The following is an 18,885-nucleotide window of genomic DNA, read 5'->3' on the forward strand; positions in this document are numbered from 1 at the left end:
GATTCCGGTTATTCTGTGTACTTCTTGATAAGGCGAATCATCAGGTCGGCGAGTTTTTCCACTTCGTGGTCACCGACGCTGGCATCGATATGGTCGTTGCCGATTCCGCTGTCGTTGGTGATGAACACGTACGTGCCGCCCGTTGCGACTTCGAAGAAACGCAGCATGAATTCCGTATCCTTGTCGACACCGCTTGCCGCCACCGGGATAATCTTGATACCGTTTTTCGCGAATTCCTTGATGGATTTCTGGAGGCTTTCGATTACGTCGCTCTCGTGGTGCGCGGGTGCATCGAGGATGAGGAACGCGATGCGTGCACGTGCGGATTCGTTCCACGAAAGGTCTTGCAGTGCAGATTCTAGTGCGGAGTGGACTGCTTCGGGGTAGTCGCCGCCGCCGTTTGCGTACTGCTTGGAAATGTATTCGCGGGTCGTGGTGACGTCGCTGGCGAAATTCTGGCCGCGTGTGATGTATGAATCGGTCTGGTCGCGGTAGAAAAGCGCCGCCGTGCGCAGATTCACATTGTTGCCGGTACTGGCGTGGTCGATGATGTATTCGAGGTCGGACTTGAGGAAGGCTATCTCGTCGCCCATAGACCCCGTGGCATCCACGATGAACGCGATGTCTGCAGAGGCTTCGGCCTTCTTGGCGTCGCTCGTGATGATGTTGACATTGATGGTTTCGTCGTCCTTGCTGGTCACCTTGACTGCTGCTTCAGAAACCTTGCCGTCGACCTTCAGCGAGAATTCTTCTTCTCCTGTGGCCTGTGCGTCGTTGCTGAACAGGCTTGCCCAGCAGTAAGCGAACCCGGAGTTGTCGGTCTTGGTGGAGAATTCCACCTTGTCGCCCTTGAGGAGTTCTACACGCACGTTCGCGATGCCCGACTCGCTGCCGTCTATGACCTTCACGGCAACTAGTTTGTTCGGGAAAAATTCCCAGTAATCCGGCATTGTCTTGTAGTTGGTGCTGTCGAGGGTCGCGATCCAGGAATTCCAGTTGTCCAGGTCGTTCCACTCGCCGGCCGTGAGCAGTCCCGACATCCTTTCGTTTGAAACTCCGCCCCAGTGCCCTTCAATGTCTCCAGGCTCTCCAAGGTCGAGGCTAGGTTCAGCAACATCAAAAGAGTTCTTCGCGTCGGTCGAGGGCGCGGCTCCGGCAATATCCGCATCCCTGGACGAGAAATCCGATGTAATTGATTCGCTTATCTCGCCGCCCCAGTCATATTCTTTACCGGTGCCGGGAGTCTCGAATGTGTTGACGGTCTCATTGCCTGCGATTACGGAGCCGTGATCGTCATCGTTGCCGGTAATTGCGTTGCTGGTGCTGTCGTCGCTGCATGCGGCACACAACAACGTGAATGCTGTTGTCAGTATGGGTAGGATTTTCGTTTTCATAAGGCTTCTCCTTCTTGCGTTTTTTATAAATATACCTTGCTTATGAAACAAAATCAATGATTTTAAAGCAAAAATTATGATTTCATTTGTGAAAAATTGATGAAAATGCCTTTGTATGAAACAGTACGTTTCATATACCGGCGAAGGGGGCGCCTATTCCCCCAGCACGTGCCGGAGCGTATCGAGGAAAAGTTCGCCCGCCCGCGTGAACTGCTGGCCCCGCCGCCAAATGATGTACATGTTGGTGGTGAGCTCGGGCATGAGCGGCCTGAAGCACAGGCGCGAACTGCGGCTCGTATCCACCAGGCCGTCGAAAGTGAGCAGGTAGCCCGTGCCCTCTTTGGCAAGCACCGAACCGTTGTACGAAAGATCCAGCCCCACAATCACGTTCAGCTTCGAAATATCGTCGCCGAACCACTTCGGCAAATCCGCCACCATCGCCTGGCGCGACGCCAACAGCGGCTTGTCGAGCAAGTCCTTCGGCTCAATAAAATCCCGCCTGGCCAAAGGGTCGTCACGACGCATCACCACGCCCCAGCGGTCCACCGAACGCACCGCAAGGCAGTTGTACTTCTCCAAATCAACGTTGTCTACAACCACCGCGAAATCGAAAATGCCCTTGTCCAGCTTTTCCAGGGCGCGCTCGCTGTCGCCCGAATATAAGTTGTACTTAATCTTCGGATAGTCGTCCCGGAGAATCCCGATGCACTTCGAAAGAAAGCTCACGTTCCGCGATTCCGCGCAGGCAATGGCGATTTCACCCACCACCTCGTCTTCCTTCAGCGACTTGAAATCCTGCACCGTCCTGTCCGCCATCGAAAGGATATCCTCCGCACGCTCCCGCAAGAGTTCCCCCGCAGGCGTGAGCCGAATCGCGTAATTCGTGCGCTCGAAAAGCTTCTCGCCCAGTTCCTCCTCCAACTCCTTGAGCTGGCGACTCACCGTCGGCTGCGTCACGCAAAGATTATCCGCCGCGCGCGAGACATTCCCCAACCGCGCCGCCTCCAGAAAATACCGTAAAACTCGAAGTTCCATACCCGAAAACTAATAAAATTCAAGCCCCGCAGGTATGAAATTGCGAAAATAAAGCCCAAAAGGAATAACTGATTGATTTGGCGGGGGAGGAGTCCCCCTGCTTGCAGCCTTGCCCTGTTGTCACCCTGGAGCGCAGCGATAGGGTCCAGGGCAAGTCTTCTAGCACCCCCTCGCCTAAGGGGCTCCGCCCCCTAAAACCCCCGGCTTGACCAGGGATCTTCTTTCCATACGTCATCCCCGCGTCTTTTCTCGTCATCCTCGCGTAGGCGAGGATCTTCCTCTCGCATATTTATATATATTTCCCACAGACATAGCCCCTTTCCTTGCGGTCTGGGGCGCGAGTTCAACTTAGAGTTAGCTCTTATTCTCGAAGTGGAAATCTGGTAAATTTTCAAAATACACGAGAGTAAGACGAACACTCACACCCTTTCGGGCGTGGGTCGTTTGTGCTTATTGTGTATTAGGTTTACCAGAGCCTCCATTTCGGTAAGTGCATTCGACGCCACGCCTTTTTTACTCCTAAAAAATGCGCGTGAATAAGGGCAATTCACCCAAACGGCAACATTGGACCTGTTGCTGTTAGGTTTCACAATGGTCCGATAAAGGAGCCTGTTATGGCTGATTATGCAAACTTTCTTAAAGAAGTCGTAAGGAATTATGCTTGCAGAAAGCGAATCGAAGATATTGAGAGCTATCTCGCTAAGCGCCTGTTGCAAGAATTACATATAAAGTATTTAAAACCTCTGATTACGGAAGTTCCCGCGTTTAGGTCTCTTCCGCATCCTTTTGGAGGAGAAATGAGGAACTGGAGTGTCAATCCTGCGGCGGAAATGCTTGATGTGCATGATTTGGCTCAAAGCGTCCTTGATAACGGTAAAGACAGTTCTTTAGTTCAGCTGACGACATATCCCGGTCTGGGAAGTAGGCAATATCTCGATCCTTTCAATTATTACTATCTCAAGCCCATGGTTAAGGGGCATGAATACAAGCATTTCTTGGCCCATAGCCTCCCGTACAATCTTGCATACATTTACGGTCAGAAGGTGTATAATCATGCTAGGCAATCGGAACAGCAACTGTCCAGAAACGATATTGCCATGAAGATAAAGGCTTGGCTCGACTACAAGTATGATCCGGACTACTCCAGATTTGACTTCATGAAGGACCGTGTGGAAGACTTTGACGAATACTTGGATGACATGGAAAACGAAGAAAATATATATTATGGTTGTCCTAGCATTGAAGAGGAACTTTTCGATGATTACAAGATGTTCATTGACGAAATGGATCTTGAGTGAGGCTTTCTTGCTTGCACTCGCCGTGCATCCTGTCGTGAATCAAAAGGACTCGTCTGCTTGCTGCTATACGGATGCGCAAAGCGAACGTTCCATCTTGCGCGATTCATCTTTGACAGACGAACAACGAAAAGTCCATTATCAAAAATTACGCTATCTAAGAGACGAAAAACGGAAGAACTCGGCTACGGACACCTCCAGTGTTCGTAACGACAATTCCGCGAGTCACAAAAAGCCTCAAAAATAGCGGTTGCCGTCCATTTTTGTCGTCCTCGCGATTTCTCTCGTCATCCCCGCGTCTTTTCTCGTCATCCTCGCGATTTCTCTCGTCATCCTCGCGTAGGCGAGGATCTTCCTCTCGCATATTTATATATATTTCCCCATGACATAGCTCCGTACCGAATGGTTCGGAGCGACCGGAAATTTTGAGATTCGTCTCTTATTCTTGGCTCTAAAACTACCACTTTTAAGTCGTACGAGAATAAGACGAACGCTCACGTCCCATCTGGGGCGTGGGTCGTTTGTGCTTATTGTACGACGGGGTGTGGTAGCCCTTAGAGCCAGTAAGCCTACGACTCCACGCCTTTTTTGTTTATGGAAAAGTGTGGAATGTCATTCTGGAGCGAAACCGTTAGGCGTAGCGATAGAATCCATTGCTTAATTATGGCTTAGAATGGAACGACTCTCGCAACGCTGGAGCCACCATGGCCGATTTGGACAAGAGCAAGATTCAAGCCGTCGCACAATACATCGACGAGGTTTCCAAGCAGTTTTCTACGGGCAAGGCGACAGAGCACAGCTACCGCCCGGCACTTGCGAAACTCCTTAGCGACTTGCTCCCCAAATTCACCATCACCAACGAACCGAGCCGCATCCAGTGCGGAGCTCCGGACTACATTATCGCGAAAGGGAAAGGTGCAACATCGATTCCTGTTGCCTTCGTAGAGGCTAAAGACATTGGCGATAGTGACCTGGATGGCAACCGCCAGCACAAGGAACAGTTCAACCGCTATAAGAACTCGCTAGACCATATCCTTTTCACGGATTACCTTGATTTTCATCTTTATGAAAACGGCGAATTCATCAATAGCATTCGTATTGCGGAAATCAAAGGAAATAAGATTGCGCTGATAGACACCAATGTCCCGATGTTTTTGGAAATGGTGGCGCACATTGCAGAATCAACGCCACAGAAGATTACGAGCTCTACGAAGCTGGCGCAAATGATGGCGGCCAAGGCGCGCCTCCTTGCCGAGGTAATTGAAAAGACTCTCGAAACCGATAGCGAAAAGACGAGCGAACTGGCGGGACAATGGAAGTCTTTCCAGAAGGTGCTGATTCACGATTTGACGGAACGGCAATTTGCCGATATTTACGCACAGACAATCTGCTATGGAATGTTTGCGGCAAGACTCCACGACGACACTCCCGACACGTTCAGTCGCGCTGAAGCGGCGGAATTAATCCCCAAAACAAATCCATTCTTACGCAAGGTTTTCCAAAATGTGGCAACCTTTGATGTAGATACAAGCATCGCATGGATTGTAGATGACCTGGCAGAAACATTCCGGGTGACGGATATGCCGAAGGTCATGAAGAATTTTGGAAAGGCTACGGGTCAAGCCGACCCCATGATTCACTTCTACGAAGATTTTCTGCGCTATTACGACCCCAAGCAGAAAAAGGCGTGTGGCGTTTATTACACGCCCGAACCCGTTGTCCACTTTATCGTCAATGCCGTTGATGAAATTCTGAAATCCCGATTCAATTTGAGTGATGGTCTTGCCGACACGAGCAAGGTGACGATTCGTCAAACTTCGAACCTATACACGGACAATCGCACCAAAGACCACAAGAAATACGAAACGCGGGAATACCATAAAGTTCAAATTCTCGACCCTGCAACTGGAACGGGCACATTCCTTGCCGAAGTGGTCCGCAAGATATATTCCGGTATGGAAAATCGGAAGGGCGCTTGGCAAAACTATGTGGAAGAACACCTACTCCCGCGCCTGAACGGTTTTGAATTCATGATGGCTCCATACGCCGTTGCGCATTTGAAATTGGACATGGTGCTGGCGCAGACGGGTTACAAGGCAAGGCAGGACAAGCGACTCCGCATATTTCTTACCAATTCCCTTGAAGAATGTGACCACGATACGGGAACATTGTTTGCACAATGGCTGGCGCAAGAAGCGAACGAGGCAAACCTTGTCAAGCGCGATACACCCGTAATGGTGATGATTGGAAATCCACCGTATAGCGGAGAAAGTTCCAATAATGGCAAATGGATAATGCATTTGTTGGAGGATTATAAAAAAGAGCCTGGTGGAAAGGAAAAATTGAATGAACGAAATCCAAAGTGGATTAACGATGATTATGTAAAATTTATACGTCTTGGGCATTATTTTGTAAAAAAGAATGGAGAGGGTGTTCTTGCATTTATCAACCCTCACGGATTTTTGGATAACCCGACATTTCGTGGAATGCGTTGGAGCCTTTTACAAGCGTTTGATGAAATCTATACACTTGATTTGCATGGCAATTCGAAAAAGAAAGAAACTGCACCCGATGGGGGTAAAGACGAAAATGTTTTTGACATCATGCAGGGTGTAAGCATTAACATTTTTGTTAAGAAAAAACAGAGTGTCATCCTGAGCGAAGCCCGTAAGGGCGAAGTCGAAGGATCTCTAGCTAAAGTATATCACTACGAACTCTTTGGCAAACGCTTTGAAAAATACACATTTTTAGCAGACACTCCATTCAAAAATATTAAGTGGAAAAAATTAAATCCTCAAGGCCCGCAATATTTCTTTGTGCCTAAAAGTGAAGTTGGAAAAGACGAGTACGAAAAAGGATTTGCCGCAAATGAATTGTTTAAGATGAATTCAATGGGCGTTACAACAGGCAAGGACAAAATTCTTGTAAGCGAATCTATAAAAGATTTACAGGATAATATTTCCACTGAATATGGATATTATGGTAAAGAATTTGTGAGAAAAGTTTTGTATAGACCTTTTGACAAACAATATCTTTATTATGATACATCAAAATTGGCAAGAGCAAGAGAATCTCTAGCAAAAAATTTTGAAAAAGATAATTACGGTCTATGTCTTATACGAATTAATAGCCGCGATGAAGGCCTAACCGTCTTTATTACTGATAAAATTACAGATAAAACATTGCTTTCTTCTAAAGATAACGCCAATGTTTTCCCGCTCTACCTTTACCCTACCGAAGGTGAAGAACAACTCGGCGAAACCCGCAAGCCCAATCTAGACGAGAAAATTTGGCATAAGATCGACGCATGCCTAGATGAATGTCATTCTGGAGGCCGAGGGCCGATAGAATCCATGGACCCTATCGAGGCGTCGCCTCTCCAGGGTGACAATCGTTCGCATATTACAACTCCAGAACAAGTATTCGATTACATCTACGGCGTTCTCCATACACCGTCCTATCGTGAAAAATATAAGGAATTCCTTAAAATTGATTTTCCGCGTATTCCTTATCCTGAAAACAAGGAGGATTTTGAACGCATTGCCTCCATTGGCAATAAACTCCGCAAATTGCACCTGATGGAAGAAATTCCACCGCAGGCGACCTCCTTCGACATCGAAGGCGATAATGTTGTAAGCGATATTCGTTTTGAAAAGGAGATCCCCGACCAAGTCGGGGAAGATATTGGCGGAAAAGTCTACATCAACAAGGCGCAGTATTTTGCGAACGTTCCTGAACTAGCCTGGAACTTCTACATCGGTGGCTATCAACCCGCACAAAAGTGGCTCAAAGACCGCAAAAACCGCACCCTTACCTTCGACGATATCTCGCATTACCGCAAAATCATCGCTATCCTTATCGAAACCCACAATTTGATGCAGGAACTCGATAAAAAAGCGTAATTACTTTTTGGAGGAAAGATGAATACTAGCCAAACAAGGCCTGAAAATGTTATATTGCCATCAAGCAATATGATGTACCCCTTCATGACACTTGACGACAACGCGGAAATTGTCCATTCCGAAATGGGCAAGGATGGCCGCGTTAAGGTGTACATCGAAAAGCCCGACGCAAAAGACGGCTTCCATCGGGCGACATGCTATTTACCCTCCTATACATGGGAAGATATATTCGGTTTTTCAGATGAGGAAATCAATCGCTATAAGAAGGTGATTGAATCTACGGCTCATTTGATAATGGAATTTTCTCAGAGAGGTGGGTTCAGCAATGCCGCAAATCTTTAAGATAGGATCTTTCTGGGTTTATTTCTGGTCCAACGAAGGTGTTCCTCTGGAACCGGTACATGTCTTGCAAAATATTCTTCGGATTATTGAAGCTCGTCATGAGGATGTTGTTGCGAAATGGATTGCTCATTTCAACGAAATATCGTATTTCTGCTAGACTTACTGCAAATTATGGTAAGGGATTTTCTATGACGAACTTGAAGCAGATGCGGGATTTCTATCTGACTTATCAAATTGGTCAGACGGTGTCTGACCAATTCGTCTTGAGCTGGTCCCATTACTTGTTCCTGATGCGTATCGATAATCCCGATGAACGGAAATTCTACGAAATTGAGGCGAAAAACTCGAATTGGAGCCTGCGGGAACTCAAAAGGCAGTTCGATTCCAAAAAGAAGGCTCAAAGATGGTGTGTCGTTCCGTAAAATTCTGCCAGTTTTTTTGCCGTTCCCGACATTACAATCCCAGAATCTTCAGGTAATCCATTCGACTGTTCAAAATTCGAATGACAAAAACTTTATCACGTTCGTTCCGGTAAAAGACCAAATACCCGCTGACAGAAAGGCAACGAAACTTCGTCAAGCTATTTACCTTACCTCTTAACGAAGGGCCGATCTCAGGGAAGACGGCTAAGTTGTCAATGGCATCAAGAATTTCAATGAGTTTTTCGTTCGCCGCCTTGGGACTTCCCAGCTCGGTTTCGATATAAGCTTTGATACCGTCTAAATCTTCGACGGCTTTTGGCGAAAATACGACGGAGGGCATCTAGACCTCGTATTTTTTCCGCACATCAGCGGCGGAAAGCCATCGTCCCTGTTCGGCGGAGCGTTCGCCTTCGGCAAGAGCCTTCTGTAGCTTTAGTTCGGCGACCATGCGTTCGTATTCCTTGATATCAATTACAACGTAACAACCGCGGCCGTTCTTAGTCAAAAAGACTGGAGAATCTTCGGTCACGTTCTGAAGAACTTCGTTATAATTGCGCAAATCAGAAACTGGCAAAATACAGGGCATGGGGAACCTCCTTTCCTAAAATACAAAATTTTAAGAATAATTGCAAGTAAAATTCAACGAAGTACGCGCCGTATTGCGAGTTTTCTGCCTTAAATCTATGTCTTGCAGGCATATCTAGTTATGAAAACAAAGTATTTGCAATATCTGAAAAATGAAGGTATATTTGAACATGTAAAGAATTCAACCGAGAGGAACCTATGAAAAAAGTATTGGTCTTGTCCAGCAGCTTGCGCAAGGGAAGTAACTCCGAAACCTTGGCGCAGGAGTTCGCGAAGGGTGCCGCCGAGGCGGGCAACAAGGTGGAATTCGAGTCGCTGCGCGGCAAGAAGATCGGTTTTTGCATGGGCTGCCTCGCTTGCCAGAAGAAGGGCAAGTGCGTCATCAAGGACGACGCTCCCGCCATCACCAAGAAGATGGAATCGGCGGACGTCATCGTGTTCGCCACACCCATTTACTATTACGAGATGAGCGGCCAGCTCAAGACGATGCTCGACCGCGCGAATTCCCTCTATTCCAGCGATTACAAGTTCCGCGAAATATACCTGCTCACTTCTGCCGCCGACACCGACGCGAAGGCCATGAACATCGCGAAGCGCGGCATTGGTGGGTGGATAGCCTGTTTCGATGGCGTGAAGCTCAAGGGCGCCCTCTGCGCCACGGGTGCCGAAAGCGCAGGCGACGTCAAGAAGAATTCCGCGCTCCTGAAAAAGGCGTTCACCATGGGAAAGAAAGTGTAATACAATAAAGTCATTCTCACGAAGGCTGGATTGCTTTTTGTCATTCTCGCGAAGGCGAAATTGCAGTTCGTCATTCTCGCGAAGGCGAAATTGCAGTTCGTCATTCTCGCGAAGGCGAAATTGTAGTTCGTCATTCTCGCGAAGGCGAGAATCTTAAGATGTCCGCCTGCGCGGACATGACGAGATGAGTTGAATTTTTAAATAGGAGATAAATCATGAAATCCAGATTCTTTAAAGCGGCGTTTGCCGTGGTTTCCGCATGCACCCTGATGGCATGCTCCCCCGAAAAAGAAAACAATGCTGCCGCGCAAGGTGCCGCCACGCCGGCCGCGCAGTCCGCAACAGAAGCAGCACAACAGACAAAGGAAGAAAATATGAACAAGCTTACGCTCACCGCCGAATGGGATAAGGTTTTCCCCAAGAGCGACAAGGTCGAACATTCCAAGGTCACATTCAAGAACCACTTTGGCATTGAACTCGCCGCCGACATGTTCGTGCCCAAGGACACGAGCCTCAAGGTGAACGGCAAGTTCCCGGCGATTGCAGTCTCGGGCCCGTTCGGTGCCGTCAAGGAACAGTCCAGCGGCCTTTACGCCCAGCAGATGGCGGAACGCGGATTCCTGACCATTGCGTTCGACCCGAGCTTCACCGGCGAATCGGGCGGCGAGCCGCGCTACATGAACAGCCCGGACATCAACACCGAAGACTTCATGGCGTCCGTGGACTTCCTCTCGACCCGCGACAACGTTGACCCGGAACGCATCGGCATCATCGGCATTTGCGGCTGGGGCGGCATGGCGATTAACGCCGCCGGCATCGACACCCGCGTAAAGGCGACGGTTGCCTCGACCATGTACGACATGAGCCGCGTAACCGCGAACGGCTACTTCGATTCTGCAAACAACGCCGACGCCCGCAACGAGGCTCGCAAGGCTCTGATGGCCCAGCGCACCAAGGACTTCAAGAACGGCACCTACGACCTGGCCGGCGGCGTGGTGGACCCGCTCCCGAACGACGCTCCTTACTTTGTCAAGGATTACTACGCCTACTACAAGACCCCGCGCGGCTACCACAAGCGCTCCCTCAACAGCAACAAGGGCTGGGCCGCCTCCGCAGGCACCTCGCTCATGAACACCAAGCTTCTCGCATACGCCGACGAAATCCGTAACCCGGTGCTCATCATCCACGGCGAAAAGGCCCACAGCCGCTACTTCGGCGAAGGCGCATTCGAAAAGATGACCGGCAAGAAGGCGGACGTCCCCGCAAAACTCGACGCCACCAAGAACTGGAGCAAGACCGTCGGCAACAAGGAACTCCTCGTCATCCCCGGAGCCTCCCACGTGGACCTCTACGACAACCTGGAAAAAATCCCCTTCGAAAAGCTGAACGAATTCTTCAAGACGAACTTGAAGTAAGCAAAAGACACAAAACCGCGACGATTCTCGCTGCTGTCCAAGGTCACAAATGTGACCTTGGTTGCTTTTTGTTGAATTTAAGCCAAACGCCTGGTACACAACCTTGTGGACCACAACTTTGTGTACTTTTTGGTGCACAACCTTGTGTATCGATGAAAAATAATGTATATTATAGGCGGAGGTTCCCATGAACGACGCTTTTATATATGGTTATGCGGTTGAGGGCGAAAACTTTACGGATCGCGAAGCTGAGACCAAAAGGCTCAAGGCGAATTTTGAGCATGGGGTAAACACCTTGCTTATCTCTAATCGCCGTATCGGCAAGACCTCCCTGGTTCGCCATGTCGGCCGCTTGGTGAATCCGAAAAAGGCCCTCGTCGTTTATTTAGACATTTTTGACTGTCGCAGCGAATACGATTTCTACAATAAACTTGCGACCGCAGTCTTGCAGCAGACTTCGTCAAAGATTGATTCTATCCTGCAAAATGCAAAGAATTTTTTGAGCCGGGTTTCGCCTAAAATCAGCATGGGGCCGGATCCGACGTCTGAATTTTCGCTTTCGCTGGGTATCACTCCGAAGGAATACGCTCCCGAGCAAATTTTGGAATTGGCCGAAAATATTGCGAAAAAGCAAAAGAAGCGCATCGTTGTTTGCATTGACGAGTTTCAGCAGATAGGCGAGTTTCCGGATTCGCTCTCTGTCCAGAAACGGCTTCGCGGTGCATGGCAGTTGCAGCAGAACGTTTCGTATTGTCTGTTTGGCAGCAAAAAGCACCTGCTCACAAACATCTTCCAGAACAAGAGCATGCCATTCTATCAGTTTGGCGACGCGATTTACCTGGGTGTCATTTCTACCGAAAATTGGGTTCCCTTTATCTGCGATAAGTTCAAGAAGCATGGACTTCGTATCGACAAGGAACTGGCTTCAAGAATTTGTGGCGAAGTGGAAAATTATTCTTCTTACGTGCAACAGCTTGCCTGGCTGGTAATGTTGCACACGGAACGCGAAGTTACTTCTGAAATAATTGATACCGCCATGAATGAACTCATCGCCCAGAATGCGGCGCTCTTTATGCAGCAGACAGAGGGGCTTTCCAGTTACCAGATGAACATGCTTCGAGCGATAGCCGCAGGAATTCATAACGGTTTCCTGTCGCAGGAGGTGCTGGAGACCTATCGCCTCGGGACTAAATCGAATATTCCCCGAATAAAGAAGGCCCTGATAGACCGAGATATAGTGGAACAGCGTGAAACGGGCCTCTATATCAGCGACCCCATATTCAACAAGTGGTTCAGGAGATTTTAAGAAATGAACATCAATTCTCTGCCGAAAGACTACCGTAGCCGTTTACTCCGTGAAACGAACTGCATCCACAAAGAACCGATTCCGTCTAAGACTCTTGCAAAACTTCTGAATGCTTGCCCAAAGGATTCCGTCCAGGATATTCATTTCTGCACGACGCCGGAACTAGAAAAAGACGAGGTTTGCGAAGAACAATTGCGCAAGGCCGAGTACATCGAAATCCTTAAAAAGCGAATTCCTAAAATATTCGAGAGCTTTGTCAAGTATTCCGGAGACTTTGAATTTTCGCTGTTCTTGGACCTTATGTTTAATGAATACGCAGGTGAGTCTCCCTTCAAGGAAATGTTCCCGGAAGGTTATCCTGCAAGATTCAATTTCCCGAACATTGACGAGCGCATTTTCAAGTTCGTAGAACAGAATTTGTCTATTGGGTTTATGTTCCTTTTCGGAACGGATGAAGACAACTTGACATTGGTTGTTCCTGAGGAATTTATTGAAATTGTGGATGGAACAAAACGGTCTATGGCAGGGTTCCATGACTATTGCAAGGTTTACGCCAACCTTTATGGCGTATGCAATCCCGAGACGGTCATCAGCAAGTGGAACATGGACCATGTCGACCGCACCCTGACCAAGAAACAAGGAGTTGCGGCAATCAACGAGTGCAGTTTGTTTACCCGTTATTTTACGAGCTATGGCGTGTGCCTTTGCGCCTGGAGTGTCGAAACATCTGTAGTGATTGAGCACATTATTGAAGAGCGCAAAATCCATCGCCCCTATAGGCCGACCAATGAGGAATTTAACGAGTGGCTTGACTATACGGACGATATCAATGAAAATCTTGCGGAATTCAAGACCATCCGCGATCACTTTAAAAAGTATTCGGATAAACCCGCCTTTGCTGATTTTGATGCTCACTGCCTTCTGGACGATTTGCGCATGGCTATGGAACATCCTGCTGCAATTGTTGAAAGGTATCGTCGGCAACTCGGCTTTACCCGTATCGATATGGACAAGATTACGCCCATTATCAGTGCCATTATGGAATTGAACAACAAGGCTAGACTTTGGGTTACTTACGGAAATGTTCCAGATGAATTGTCTTCGTCTCAAGAAAGTGGCTTTGGAATGAAGCAGAATATCGCCGTTGTTCGCTCGACGCCGAAAGTGGGGCGCAATGATCCTTGCCCTTGTGGTAGCGGCCTCAAGTACAAGAAGTGCTGCGGCAAAATGGTGAATTAGGGTTTGTTGAAACTTATTTTACTGGGATTTGGTTTATTGGCGGCTGTTTTTGTGCTGAAATGACATTATACCGGATTTGGAAACTGCAGATGAAATGTTTTGTCTTCAAGACGAACTTGAAGTAAGCAAAAGACACAAAACCGCGACGGTTCTCGCTGCTGTCCAAGGTCACAAATTGTGACCTTGGTTGCTTTTTGTCATTTTTTGCCATTTTTAAATGCTATTTTAGGGATATGTGCGTAAATGCCATATTGACAATTAGACATTCAAAACCTATTTTTTAGCGGAGGAATAAACCTATGGCAGTGGCAATAAGATCCATACCGACGCTTCAAGGGGAAGACGCTGAACGTTTTCTCAAGGAAGCCGAATACGCCGAAAAGAACGAGCGTAAACAGGATTTTGGAGATAAAATTCTGCTCGTTAGGAATTTCCTCCGCGAACAAGGTTTCTAGACATGACCCTTGCCGAATTTTTGAACCGATGCTCCTTTGCTCGGCTTTCTTCGGAATTGCTGCAAAGTTGCAACCCCTTCAAATGCGGAAATGAAGACCTTGACGAATTTTTCAGAGAGGATTTTCGACTATACGGTGAAAAACTTTTGGGAAAGACTTATGTCTTTCGTCTAAGAGAGCGTCCCGAAAGCATCGTTGCTGCATTTACAATATCAAACGATTCAATTCGAATCAAACAACTTGCTCCTGAAGACAAGGCGAAGATTGAATATGTCACGGAGAATGGCGAGAAGAATCTTCGCCGCTATCCCGGAGTTTTGGTCGGTCGCCTAGGGACGAATATTGAATTTGCCAAACAAGGTTTTGGCTCTGCAGTAATGGACTTCATCAAGGCTTGGTTCCGTAGCGACGAAAACAAGACCGGTTGCCGGTTTATCATCGTTGATGCAATCAATAAACCGGAAGTCATTCATTACTATCAGAAAAACAATTTCAAATTCCTTTATAGTTCCGAAATTAACGAAGCAAGGGCTCTTGGAATAAACGTGAAAATGCTGGGAGAAAAACCTTTGCATACACGTTTGATGTATTTTGATTTGATTGATATTAAATAAAGATGTTTTACTTCGGTGTTTATTTCCGTGAATTCATGCGCAAAAGGCATAGTGAGTCATAGCAAATAAGTATTTTGAATAGCTCGCATAATTATTTATATTGTGTATATGCGAAACTTTGTCCTTGTAGCGTTGTTCTTTCTGGTAGCTTGCAGCGATGCCGCGAGCCATTCGACGCAACCCGAAACCCAGACGCCAAAATCGTCCGCCGGTAAAACGCCCGGCGCAGTACCAACAAGTTCATCTGCCGGTTCAACATCTAAAGCGGGGGAGGCTCCCGTGAAACTCAAAATCCATGTGAACGACACCGCCTTCACGGCAACGTTCGAAGAAAATTCCTCGGCCAAGGCCTTCGCCGAATTCCTTGCGCAGGGCGACCTTACGCTCGACATGCACGACTACGGCAGTTTCGAGAAGGTGGCCGACCTGCCGCGCAGTTTTCCGCGTAACGACAAGCAAATCGACACCGACGCAGGCGACATCATCCTTTACCAGGGCAACTCCATCACCATCTACTACGACAAGAACTCCTGGAACTTCACGCGCTTGGCCCGTATCGACGACGTGAACAAGAAACGCCTCCAGCAGATCCTTGGAAAAGGGAACGTGAAGGCGACATTCTCGGTGGAATAAACAGCGAAAGCTCTAACTAACCCTTGTTTTTTTTTGTAATCAAATTTTTACCTTAAATTTCTAGTTGTTCTATTGACATTACAACAATAATTGGGTATATTTTGTGTTGTAACAATTAAAGAACAACAGAGAAATAAAAAACGGGCTTGGCCCAAGGAGACTCAAAATGGAAAAGAACAACTTTAAGACCGTAAATCTTGGCAAGGGCGTCGTGGAAGTCTACGATTTCGGCGCGGTCAAGCTGCATGCCTACAAGACAAACGACCTGATAACCGACGAATGTTTCTTGCTGGAAAAGGGCGGCAAGATGTTCATGGTCGAAGCCCCCTGTTTTTTCGACAACATTAGGGAACTGGAAGCCTACATCAAGGGCCTTTCGGTAGAATTCGTGGGAACGGTGATTGCCTACCATGGCGCGGGCGCGACCTTCATGAAGGAAGCTCCCGTGTACAGCACCCGCCATGCCGACGATTACAACCATAACGGAGGCGGTGCGGCCCTGATCAAGAATTTCACGGCGGCTTTTGGCGATGCTTTTGACAGCTCCATCTACGCGACGACGGACTTTATCGAAGGCGAGACTTTGAATTTGGCGGGCATCGACATGCGCATTGTCGCAACCCAGGAGGCATTCGATATCGAGTTTCCCGAAATCAACGTGGTCTACACCCACATGATGGGCCACGACGTCCATTCCATCGTGGCAGGGAGCAAGCACGCCGATGCCATCATCGCACAGCTCACGGATTACATCGACCGCGGAATTTCCCTGATTCTCACGTCACACTACACGGTGGAAAATCTGGAAGATGCCCGTGCTAAAATCCAGTACCTGAAGGTGATGAAGAATATTGCCCCCAAGAACGTGAACCCGGCGGCATTCAAGAGCGCCATGAAGCAGGAATTCGCGAACTACTCCGGCGAAAACTACTTGGACATGACGGCGGGAATGTTCTACAAATAGGCCAAGGCACGCGTGAACGCAGGCAACAATTGTTAAATTGTGGATTATGAAAGTCAGCGTTCGTTTTACGGCGGCGGTCCATACCTTGCTTTGCATCCACTTCTTCGAGGGTGCGGAACGGGTGACCTCGGAATTCATATCGGGTAGCACCGGCGTGAATGCGGTCATCATCCGCAAGGTCCTTTTGCAGCTACAAAAGGCGGGCTTGGTTGAGACGGCTCCTGGCGTAGGGGGCTCTCACCTTGCGCGTCCTGCCGACAAGATAACGCTCCTGGATGTCTACAAGGCCATCAACGATAACGACGAGGAACGGATCGTCTTCAGTTTCCACCCGGAACCGAATCCGCTGTGCCCCGTAGGCAGGAACATCCACCGCCTGCTGGATCCGGCCCTGAATTCGGCGCAGACGGCTCTGGAAATGGAACTGGAGAAGACGACCCTGAAGGGCCTCGCCGCACAACTCAAGACCGCCCCTGAACCGTCCGGGAGGAAACATGAACCAAGCAGAGCGCAGATTATTCCTGATAAAGTATCTATTGGCGGAAAGTCCCAGGTACAGCGGCACGACCATCCCCGCGGACGCCGAAGGACAGAAAATCCTGCTACGTTCCTTGATGAACGTGCGGGAGGCAGCCCCCGCAAGCGATGAATTCTACAGGATTCAGGACGAATACCTACAGGAATCCATCCGTGACCGCGGAATAACGGATGTCGCGGACATCGAAAGTGTTGGCAGGCGGTTCAGTGCGGGTGCGCCAGACCTGTTTGGCGATTCATTGTTCCTGTGGCGCGGCGACATCACCACCCTCAGGGTGGATGCAATCGTGAATGCGGCCAACAGCGGCATGACGGGTTGCTGGCAGCCTTGCCACAGCTGTATCGACAACTGCATCCACACTTTCGCGGGAGTTCGTCTCCGTAGCGCTTGCGACGCCCTGATGAAACGGCAAGGGCACCCCGAACCTACGGGACAGGCGAAAATCACGCCGGCCTACAACCTGCCCTGCAAATACGTGCTGCATACGGTGGGGCCAATCGTGGGCTACGGCCTTACGGAACGGGACTGCGAGTTGCTGGAATCGTGCTACAGGAACTGCCTCGAAGTTGCGGCCCGGAACGGCGTGGAATCGATCGCCTTCTGCTGTATTTCTACAGGCGTATTCCGTTTCCCGCCGGAACGCGCCGCCCAAATCGCGGTGGATACGGTGCTGGAATGGAAACGCCGTACGCAACCCCCCATGAAGGTTGTCTTCAACGTTTTCAGCGAAAAGGATGAGGCTATCTATGCGCGGATTTTTGAAAAAATCAACGGATGATTTTTCTGCCGAAGTATCGAGACTGAAAAAGGCGCTGGCAAGGGCGGATGCCGTCGTCGTGGGCGCGGGCGCCGGACTTTCGACATCGGCGGGTTTCACCTATTCCGGGGAACGCTTTGTCAAGTACTTCGCCGACTTTTCTGTAAAGTACGGCTTTTCGGACATGTATTCCGGCGGCTTTTTCCCTTACGGGACTCCCGAAGAAATGTGGGCCTTCTGGAGCCGCTATGTCACGATAAACCGCTACATGTCCGCCCCGAAACCCGTCTACGAAAATCTCCTGAAAATCCTACGGGATAAGGATTACTTTGTCCTTACCACCAACGTGGACCATTGTTTCCAGAAAGCGGGCTTTGACAAGGAACGGCTCTTTTACACCCAGGGCGATTTCGGGCTTTTCCAATGCAGCAAGCCGTGCCACCCCTGCACCTACGACAACGAAAAGCAGATTCGTGCCATGTTCGATGCCCAGGGATTTTCAAAAGAGACGGGCTTGTTCGGCGCCATGACCGTCCCTGCGGAACTGTTGCCCAGGTGCCCCATTTGCGGCCGCCCCATGTCCATGAATCTGCGTTCCGATTCCACCTTCGTAGAAGACGACGGCTGGCATCGTGCTGCAAAACGTTACCGCGAATTTCTCGACAGATGTAACGCCATGTGCGGCGGAAACGTGCTGTTCCTGGAACTGGGCGTAGGCATGAACACCCCCGGAATCATCAAGTACCCGTTCTGGCAAATGACCGCCCTGAATTCGAACGCCACCTACGCCTGCATCAACTACGGACAGGCCTACGCTCCCGGCGACATCGGACCCCGCTCGTTATGCATCGACAGCGATATCGGCGAGGTGGTGACGTCTCTCTCGGTGGAATAAACGTTTTCTTGTCACCTCAAGAAAAAAAACAATAATTCCCTTGCTGTTCAAAAATAATGTTTGTATATTTACGAACAACAAACAGGAACGAAATGGCCCAAAAGAGCAAATACTGTGAAGAAACAGAGACCTTGGCGAGGTATGCCAAGGCTTTGGCGCATCCCGCACGCGTAAGTATCATGCAGTTCTTGGCCAAGCGCAATACCTGCTATTTTGGTGATATCCACGAAGAACTGCCCATTGCGAAGGCCACGGTTAGCCAGCATTTAAAGGAGCTAAAAGAGGCCGGTTTGATCCAGGGTGAAATCGAAACGCCCAAGGTCAAGTACTGTATAAAGGTAACCTCTAAAAATTCA

General features: G+C 48.9%; 17 protein-coding genes and 4 pseudogenes. 16 read left to right on the plus strand and 5 right to left on the minus strand.

What is annotated here, in order from left to right:
* Positions 1 to 8: 8 nt before the first annotated feature.
* Positions 9 to 1,394 (minus strand): vWA domain-containing protein, encoded by a 1,386-nt coding sequence (locus BUA44_RS13305; protein ID WP_072812981.1) that lies wholly within the window; start codon positions 1,392 to 1,394, stop codon positions 9 to 11.
* Positions 1,395 to 1,547: 153 nt separating this feature from the next.
* The gene (locus BUA44_RS13310) at positions 1,548 to 2,429 is read right to left on the minus strand and encodes a LysR family transcriptional regulator (protein WP_072812984.1); all 882 of its coding nucleotides are present in this window, start codon (positions 2,427 to 2,429) and stop codon (positions 1,548 to 1,550) included.
* Positions 2,430 to 3,043: 614 nt separating this feature from the next.
* On the opposite strand from BUA44_RS13310, the gene BUA44_RS13315 reads away from it, so the two are divergent.
* From BUA44_RS13315 to BUA44_RS13330, 4 genes and pseudogenes are all read left to right on the plus strand, one after another.
* Complete coding sequence (locus BUA44_RS13315; protein ID WP_072812986.1) at positions 3,044 to 3,727, plus strand: hypothetical protein; 684 nt, start codon at positions 3,044 to 3,046, stop codon at positions 3,725 to 3,727.
* Between the two features lie 701 nt (positions 3,728 to 4,428).
* A complete protein-coding gene (locus BUA44_RS13320) occupies positions 4,429 to 7,626 on the plus strand; it encodes a type ISP restriction/modification enzyme (protein WP_072813186.1) in 3,198 nt (1,065 codons plus the stop codon).
* 69 nt (positions 7,627 to 7,695) lie between these two features.
* A complete protein-coding gene (locus tag BUA44_RS13325) occupies positions 7,696 to 7,968 on the plus strand; it encodes a hypothetical protein (protein ID WP_072812988.1) in 273 nt (90 codons plus the stop codon).
* A gap of 146 nt (positions 7,969 to 8,114) precedes the next feature.
* A pseudogene (locus tag BUA44_RS13330) lies at positions 8,115 to 8,354 on the plus strand (DUF1016 N-terminal domain-containing protein); the annotation flags it as partial.
* Positions 8,355 to 8,421: 67 nt separating this feature from the next.
* On the opposite strand, the gene BUA44_RS13335 reads toward BUA44_RS13330, so the two are convergent.
* Complete coding sequence (locus BUA44_RS13335) at positions 8,422 to 8,730, minus strand: type II toxin-antitoxin system RelE/ParE family toxin (protein WP_072812990.1); 309 nt, start codon at positions 8,728 to 8,730, stop codon at positions 8,422 to 8,424.
* Positions 8,731 to 8,976 carry a type II toxin-antitoxin system prevent-host-death family antitoxin gene (locus BUA44_RS13340; protein ID WP_072812991.1) on the minus strand — a complete coding sequence of 82 codons (246 nt, stop codon included), beginning with the start codon at positions 8,974 to 8,976 and terminating at the stop codon, positions 8,731 to 8,733.
* 197 nt (positions 8,977 to 9,173) lie between these two features.
* Here BUA44_RS13340 and BUA44_RS13345 point away from each other — a divergent pair, with 197 nt between their 5' ends.
* Positions 9,174 to 9,713 carry a flavodoxin family protein gene (locus tag BUA44_RS13345; RefSeq protein WP_072812993.1) on the plus strand — a complete coding sequence of 180 codons (540 nt, stop codon included), beginning with the start codon at positions 9,174 to 9,176 and terminating at the stop codon, positions 9,711 to 9,713.
* Positions 9,714 to 9,793: 80 nt separating this feature from the next.
* Here the strand turns inward: BUA44_RS13345 and BUA44_RS16155 are convergent.
* Positions 9,794 to 9,847, minus strand: a pseudogene (locus tag BUA44_RS16155) (hypothetical protein); the annotation flags it as partial.
* Positions 9,848 to 9,982: 135 nt separating this feature from the next.
* Here BUA44_RS16155 and BUA44_RS13350 point away from each other — a divergent pair.
* The 11 genes and pseudogenes from BUA44_RS13350 to BUA44_RS13400 all read left to right on the plus strand — a co-directional run.
* A complete protein-coding gene (locus BUA44_RS13350; protein ID WP_369806420.1) occupies positions 9,983 to 11,128 on the plus strand; it encodes an alpha/beta hydrolase in 1,146 nt (381 codons plus the stop codon).
* A 187-nt stretch (positions 11,129 to 11,315) separates the two neighbouring features.
* Positions 11,316 to 12,434 carry an AAA family ATPase gene (locus BUA44_RS13355; protein WP_072812999.1) on the plus strand — a complete coding sequence of 373 codons (1,119 nt, stop codon included), beginning with the start codon at positions 11,316 to 11,318 and terminating at the stop codon, positions 12,432 to 12,434.
* Positions 12,435 to 12,437: 3 nt separating this feature from the next.
* Positions 12,438 to 13,673: a YecA family protein gene (locus tag BUA44_RS16010; RefSeq protein ID WP_072813002.1), complete on the plus strand. Its 1,236-nt coding sequence runs from the start codon at positions 12,438 to 12,440 to the stop codon at positions 13,671 to 13,673.
* A 299-nt stretch (positions 13,674 to 13,972) separates the two neighbouring features.
* Entirely contained in the window at positions 13,973 to 14,128 is a 156-nt protein-coding gene (locus BUA44_RS15755; protein WP_173352310.1) for a hypothetical protein, read from the plus strand.
* Between the two features lie 2 nt (positions 14,129 to 14,130).
* Complete coding sequence (locus tag BUA44_RS13370) at positions 14,131 to 14,742, plus strand: GNAT family N-acetyltransferase (protein ID WP_072813006.1); 612 nt, start codon at positions 14,131 to 14,133, stop codon at positions 14,740 to 14,742.
* A gap of 108 nt (positions 14,743 to 14,850) precedes the next feature.
* Entirely contained in the window at positions 14,851 to 15,375 is a 525-nt protein-coding gene (locus BUA44_RS13375) for a cyclophilin-like fold protein (RefSeq protein WP_255370564.1), read from the plus strand.
* Between the two features lie 166 nt (positions 15,376 to 15,541).
* Positions 15,542 to 16,339, plus strand: a complete 798-nt coding sequence (locus BUA44_RS13380) for a hypothetical protein (protein WP_072813011.1) — start codon at positions 15,542 to 15,544, stop codon at positions 16,337 to 16,339.
* A 46-nt stretch (positions 16,340 to 16,385) separates the two neighbouring features.
* Positions 16,386 to 16,802 (plus strand): annotated as a pseudogene (locus tag BUA44_RS13385) (Rrf2 family transcriptional regulator); the annotation flags it as partial.
* A 31-nt stretch (positions 16,803 to 16,833) separates the two neighbouring features.
* On the plus strand, positions 16,834 to 17,655 hold the full coding sequence (locus BUA44_RS13390; protein WP_072813013.1) for a protein-ADP-ribose hydrolase: 822 nt from the start codon (positions 16,834 to 16,836) through the stop codon (positions 17,653 to 17,655).
* Entirely contained in the window at positions 17,636 to 18,529 is an 894-nt protein-coding gene (locus tag BUA44_RS13395) for an SIR2 family NAD-dependent protein deacylase (RefSeq protein ID WP_218587617.1), read from the plus strand. The genes BUA44_RS13390 and BUA44_RS13395 overlap by 20 nt, the downstream gene beginning before the upstream one ends.
* Before the next feature lie 92 nt (positions 18,530 to 18,621).
* Positions 18,622 to 18,864 (plus strand): annotated as a pseudogene (locus tag BUA44_RS13400) (ArsR/SmtB family transcription factor); the annotation flags it as partial.
* Positions 18,865 to 18,885 lie beyond the last annotated feature (21 nt).

Source organism: Fibrobacter sp. UWR3 (genome assembly GCF_900143055.1).
GTDB lineage: Bacteria > Fibrobacterota > Fibrobacteria > Fibrobacterales > Fibrobacteraceae > Fibrobacter.

What these genes read in the sequence shown, in the direction of transcription:
- BUA44_RS13305 (WP_072812981.1), bottom strand. Translation starts at nt 1,394, where the DNA reads ATGAAAACGAAAATCCTACCCATACTGACAACAGCATTCACGTTGTTG.
- BUA44_RS13370 (WP_072813006.1), top strand. Translation starts at nt 14,131, where the DNA reads ATGACCCTTGCCGAATTTTTGAACCGATGCTCCTTTGCTCGGCTTTCT.
- BUA44_RS15755 (WP_173352310.1), top strand. Translation starts at nt 13,973, where the DNA reads ATGGCAGTGGCAATAAGATCCATACCGACGCTTCAAGGGGAAGACGCT.
- BUA44_RS16010 (WP_072813002.1), top strand. Translation starts at nt 12,438, where the DNA reads ATGAACATCAATTCTCTGCCGAAAGACTACCGTAGCCGTTTACTCCGT.
- BUA44_RS13350 (WP_369806420.1), top strand. Translation starts at nt 9,983, where the DNA reads ATGGCATGCTCCCCCGAAAAAGAAAACAATGCTGCCGCGCAAGGTGCC.
- BUA44_RS13335 (WP_072812990.1), bottom strand. Translation starts at nt 8,730, where the DNA reads ATGCCCTCCGTCGTATTTTCGCCAAAAGCCGTCGAAGATTTAGACGGT.
- BUA44_RS13355 (WP_072812999.1), top strand. Translation starts at nt 11,316, where the DNA reads ATGAACGACGCTTTTATATATGGTTATGCGGTTGAGGGCGAAAACTTT.
- BUA44_RS13345 (WP_072812993.1), top strand. Translation starts at nt 9,174, where the DNA reads ATGAAAAAAGTATTGGTCTTGTCCAGCAGCTTGCGCAAGGGAAGTAAC.
- BUA44_RS13310 (WP_072812984.1), bottom strand. Translation starts at nt 2,429, where the DNA reads ATGGAACTTCGAGTTTTACGGTATTTTCTGGAGGCGGCGCGGTTGGGG.
- BUA44_RS13340 (WP_072812991.1), bottom strand. Translation starts at nt 8,976, where the DNA reads ATGCCCTGTATTTTGCCAGTTTCTGATTTGCGCAATTATAACGAAGTT.
- BUA44_RS13320 (WP_072813186.1), top strand. Translation starts at nt 4,429, where the DNA reads ATGGCCGATTTGGACAAGAGCAAGATTCAAGCCGTCGCACAATACATC.
- BUA44_RS13315 (WP_072812986.1), top strand. Translation starts at nt 3,044, where the DNA reads ATGGCTGATTATGCAAACTTTCTTAAAGAAGTCGTAAGGAATTATGCT.
- BUA44_RS13380 (WP_072813011.1), top strand. Translation starts at nt 15,542, where the DNA reads ATGGAAAAGAACAACTTTAAGACCGTAAATCTTGGCAAGGGCGTCGTG.
- BUA44_RS13375 (WP_255370564.1), top strand. Translation starts at nt 14,851, where the DNA reads ATGCGAAACTTTGTCCTTGTAGCGTTGTTCTTTCTGGTAGCTTGCAGC.
- BUA44_RS13325 (WP_072812988.1), top strand. Translation starts at nt 7,696, where the DNA reads ATGATGTACCCCTTCATGACACTTGACGACAACGCGGAAATTGTCCAT.
- BUA44_RS13390 (WP_072813013.1), top strand. Translation starts at nt 16,834, where the DNA reads ATGAACCAAGCAGAGCGCAGATTATTCCTGATAAAGTATCTATTGGCG.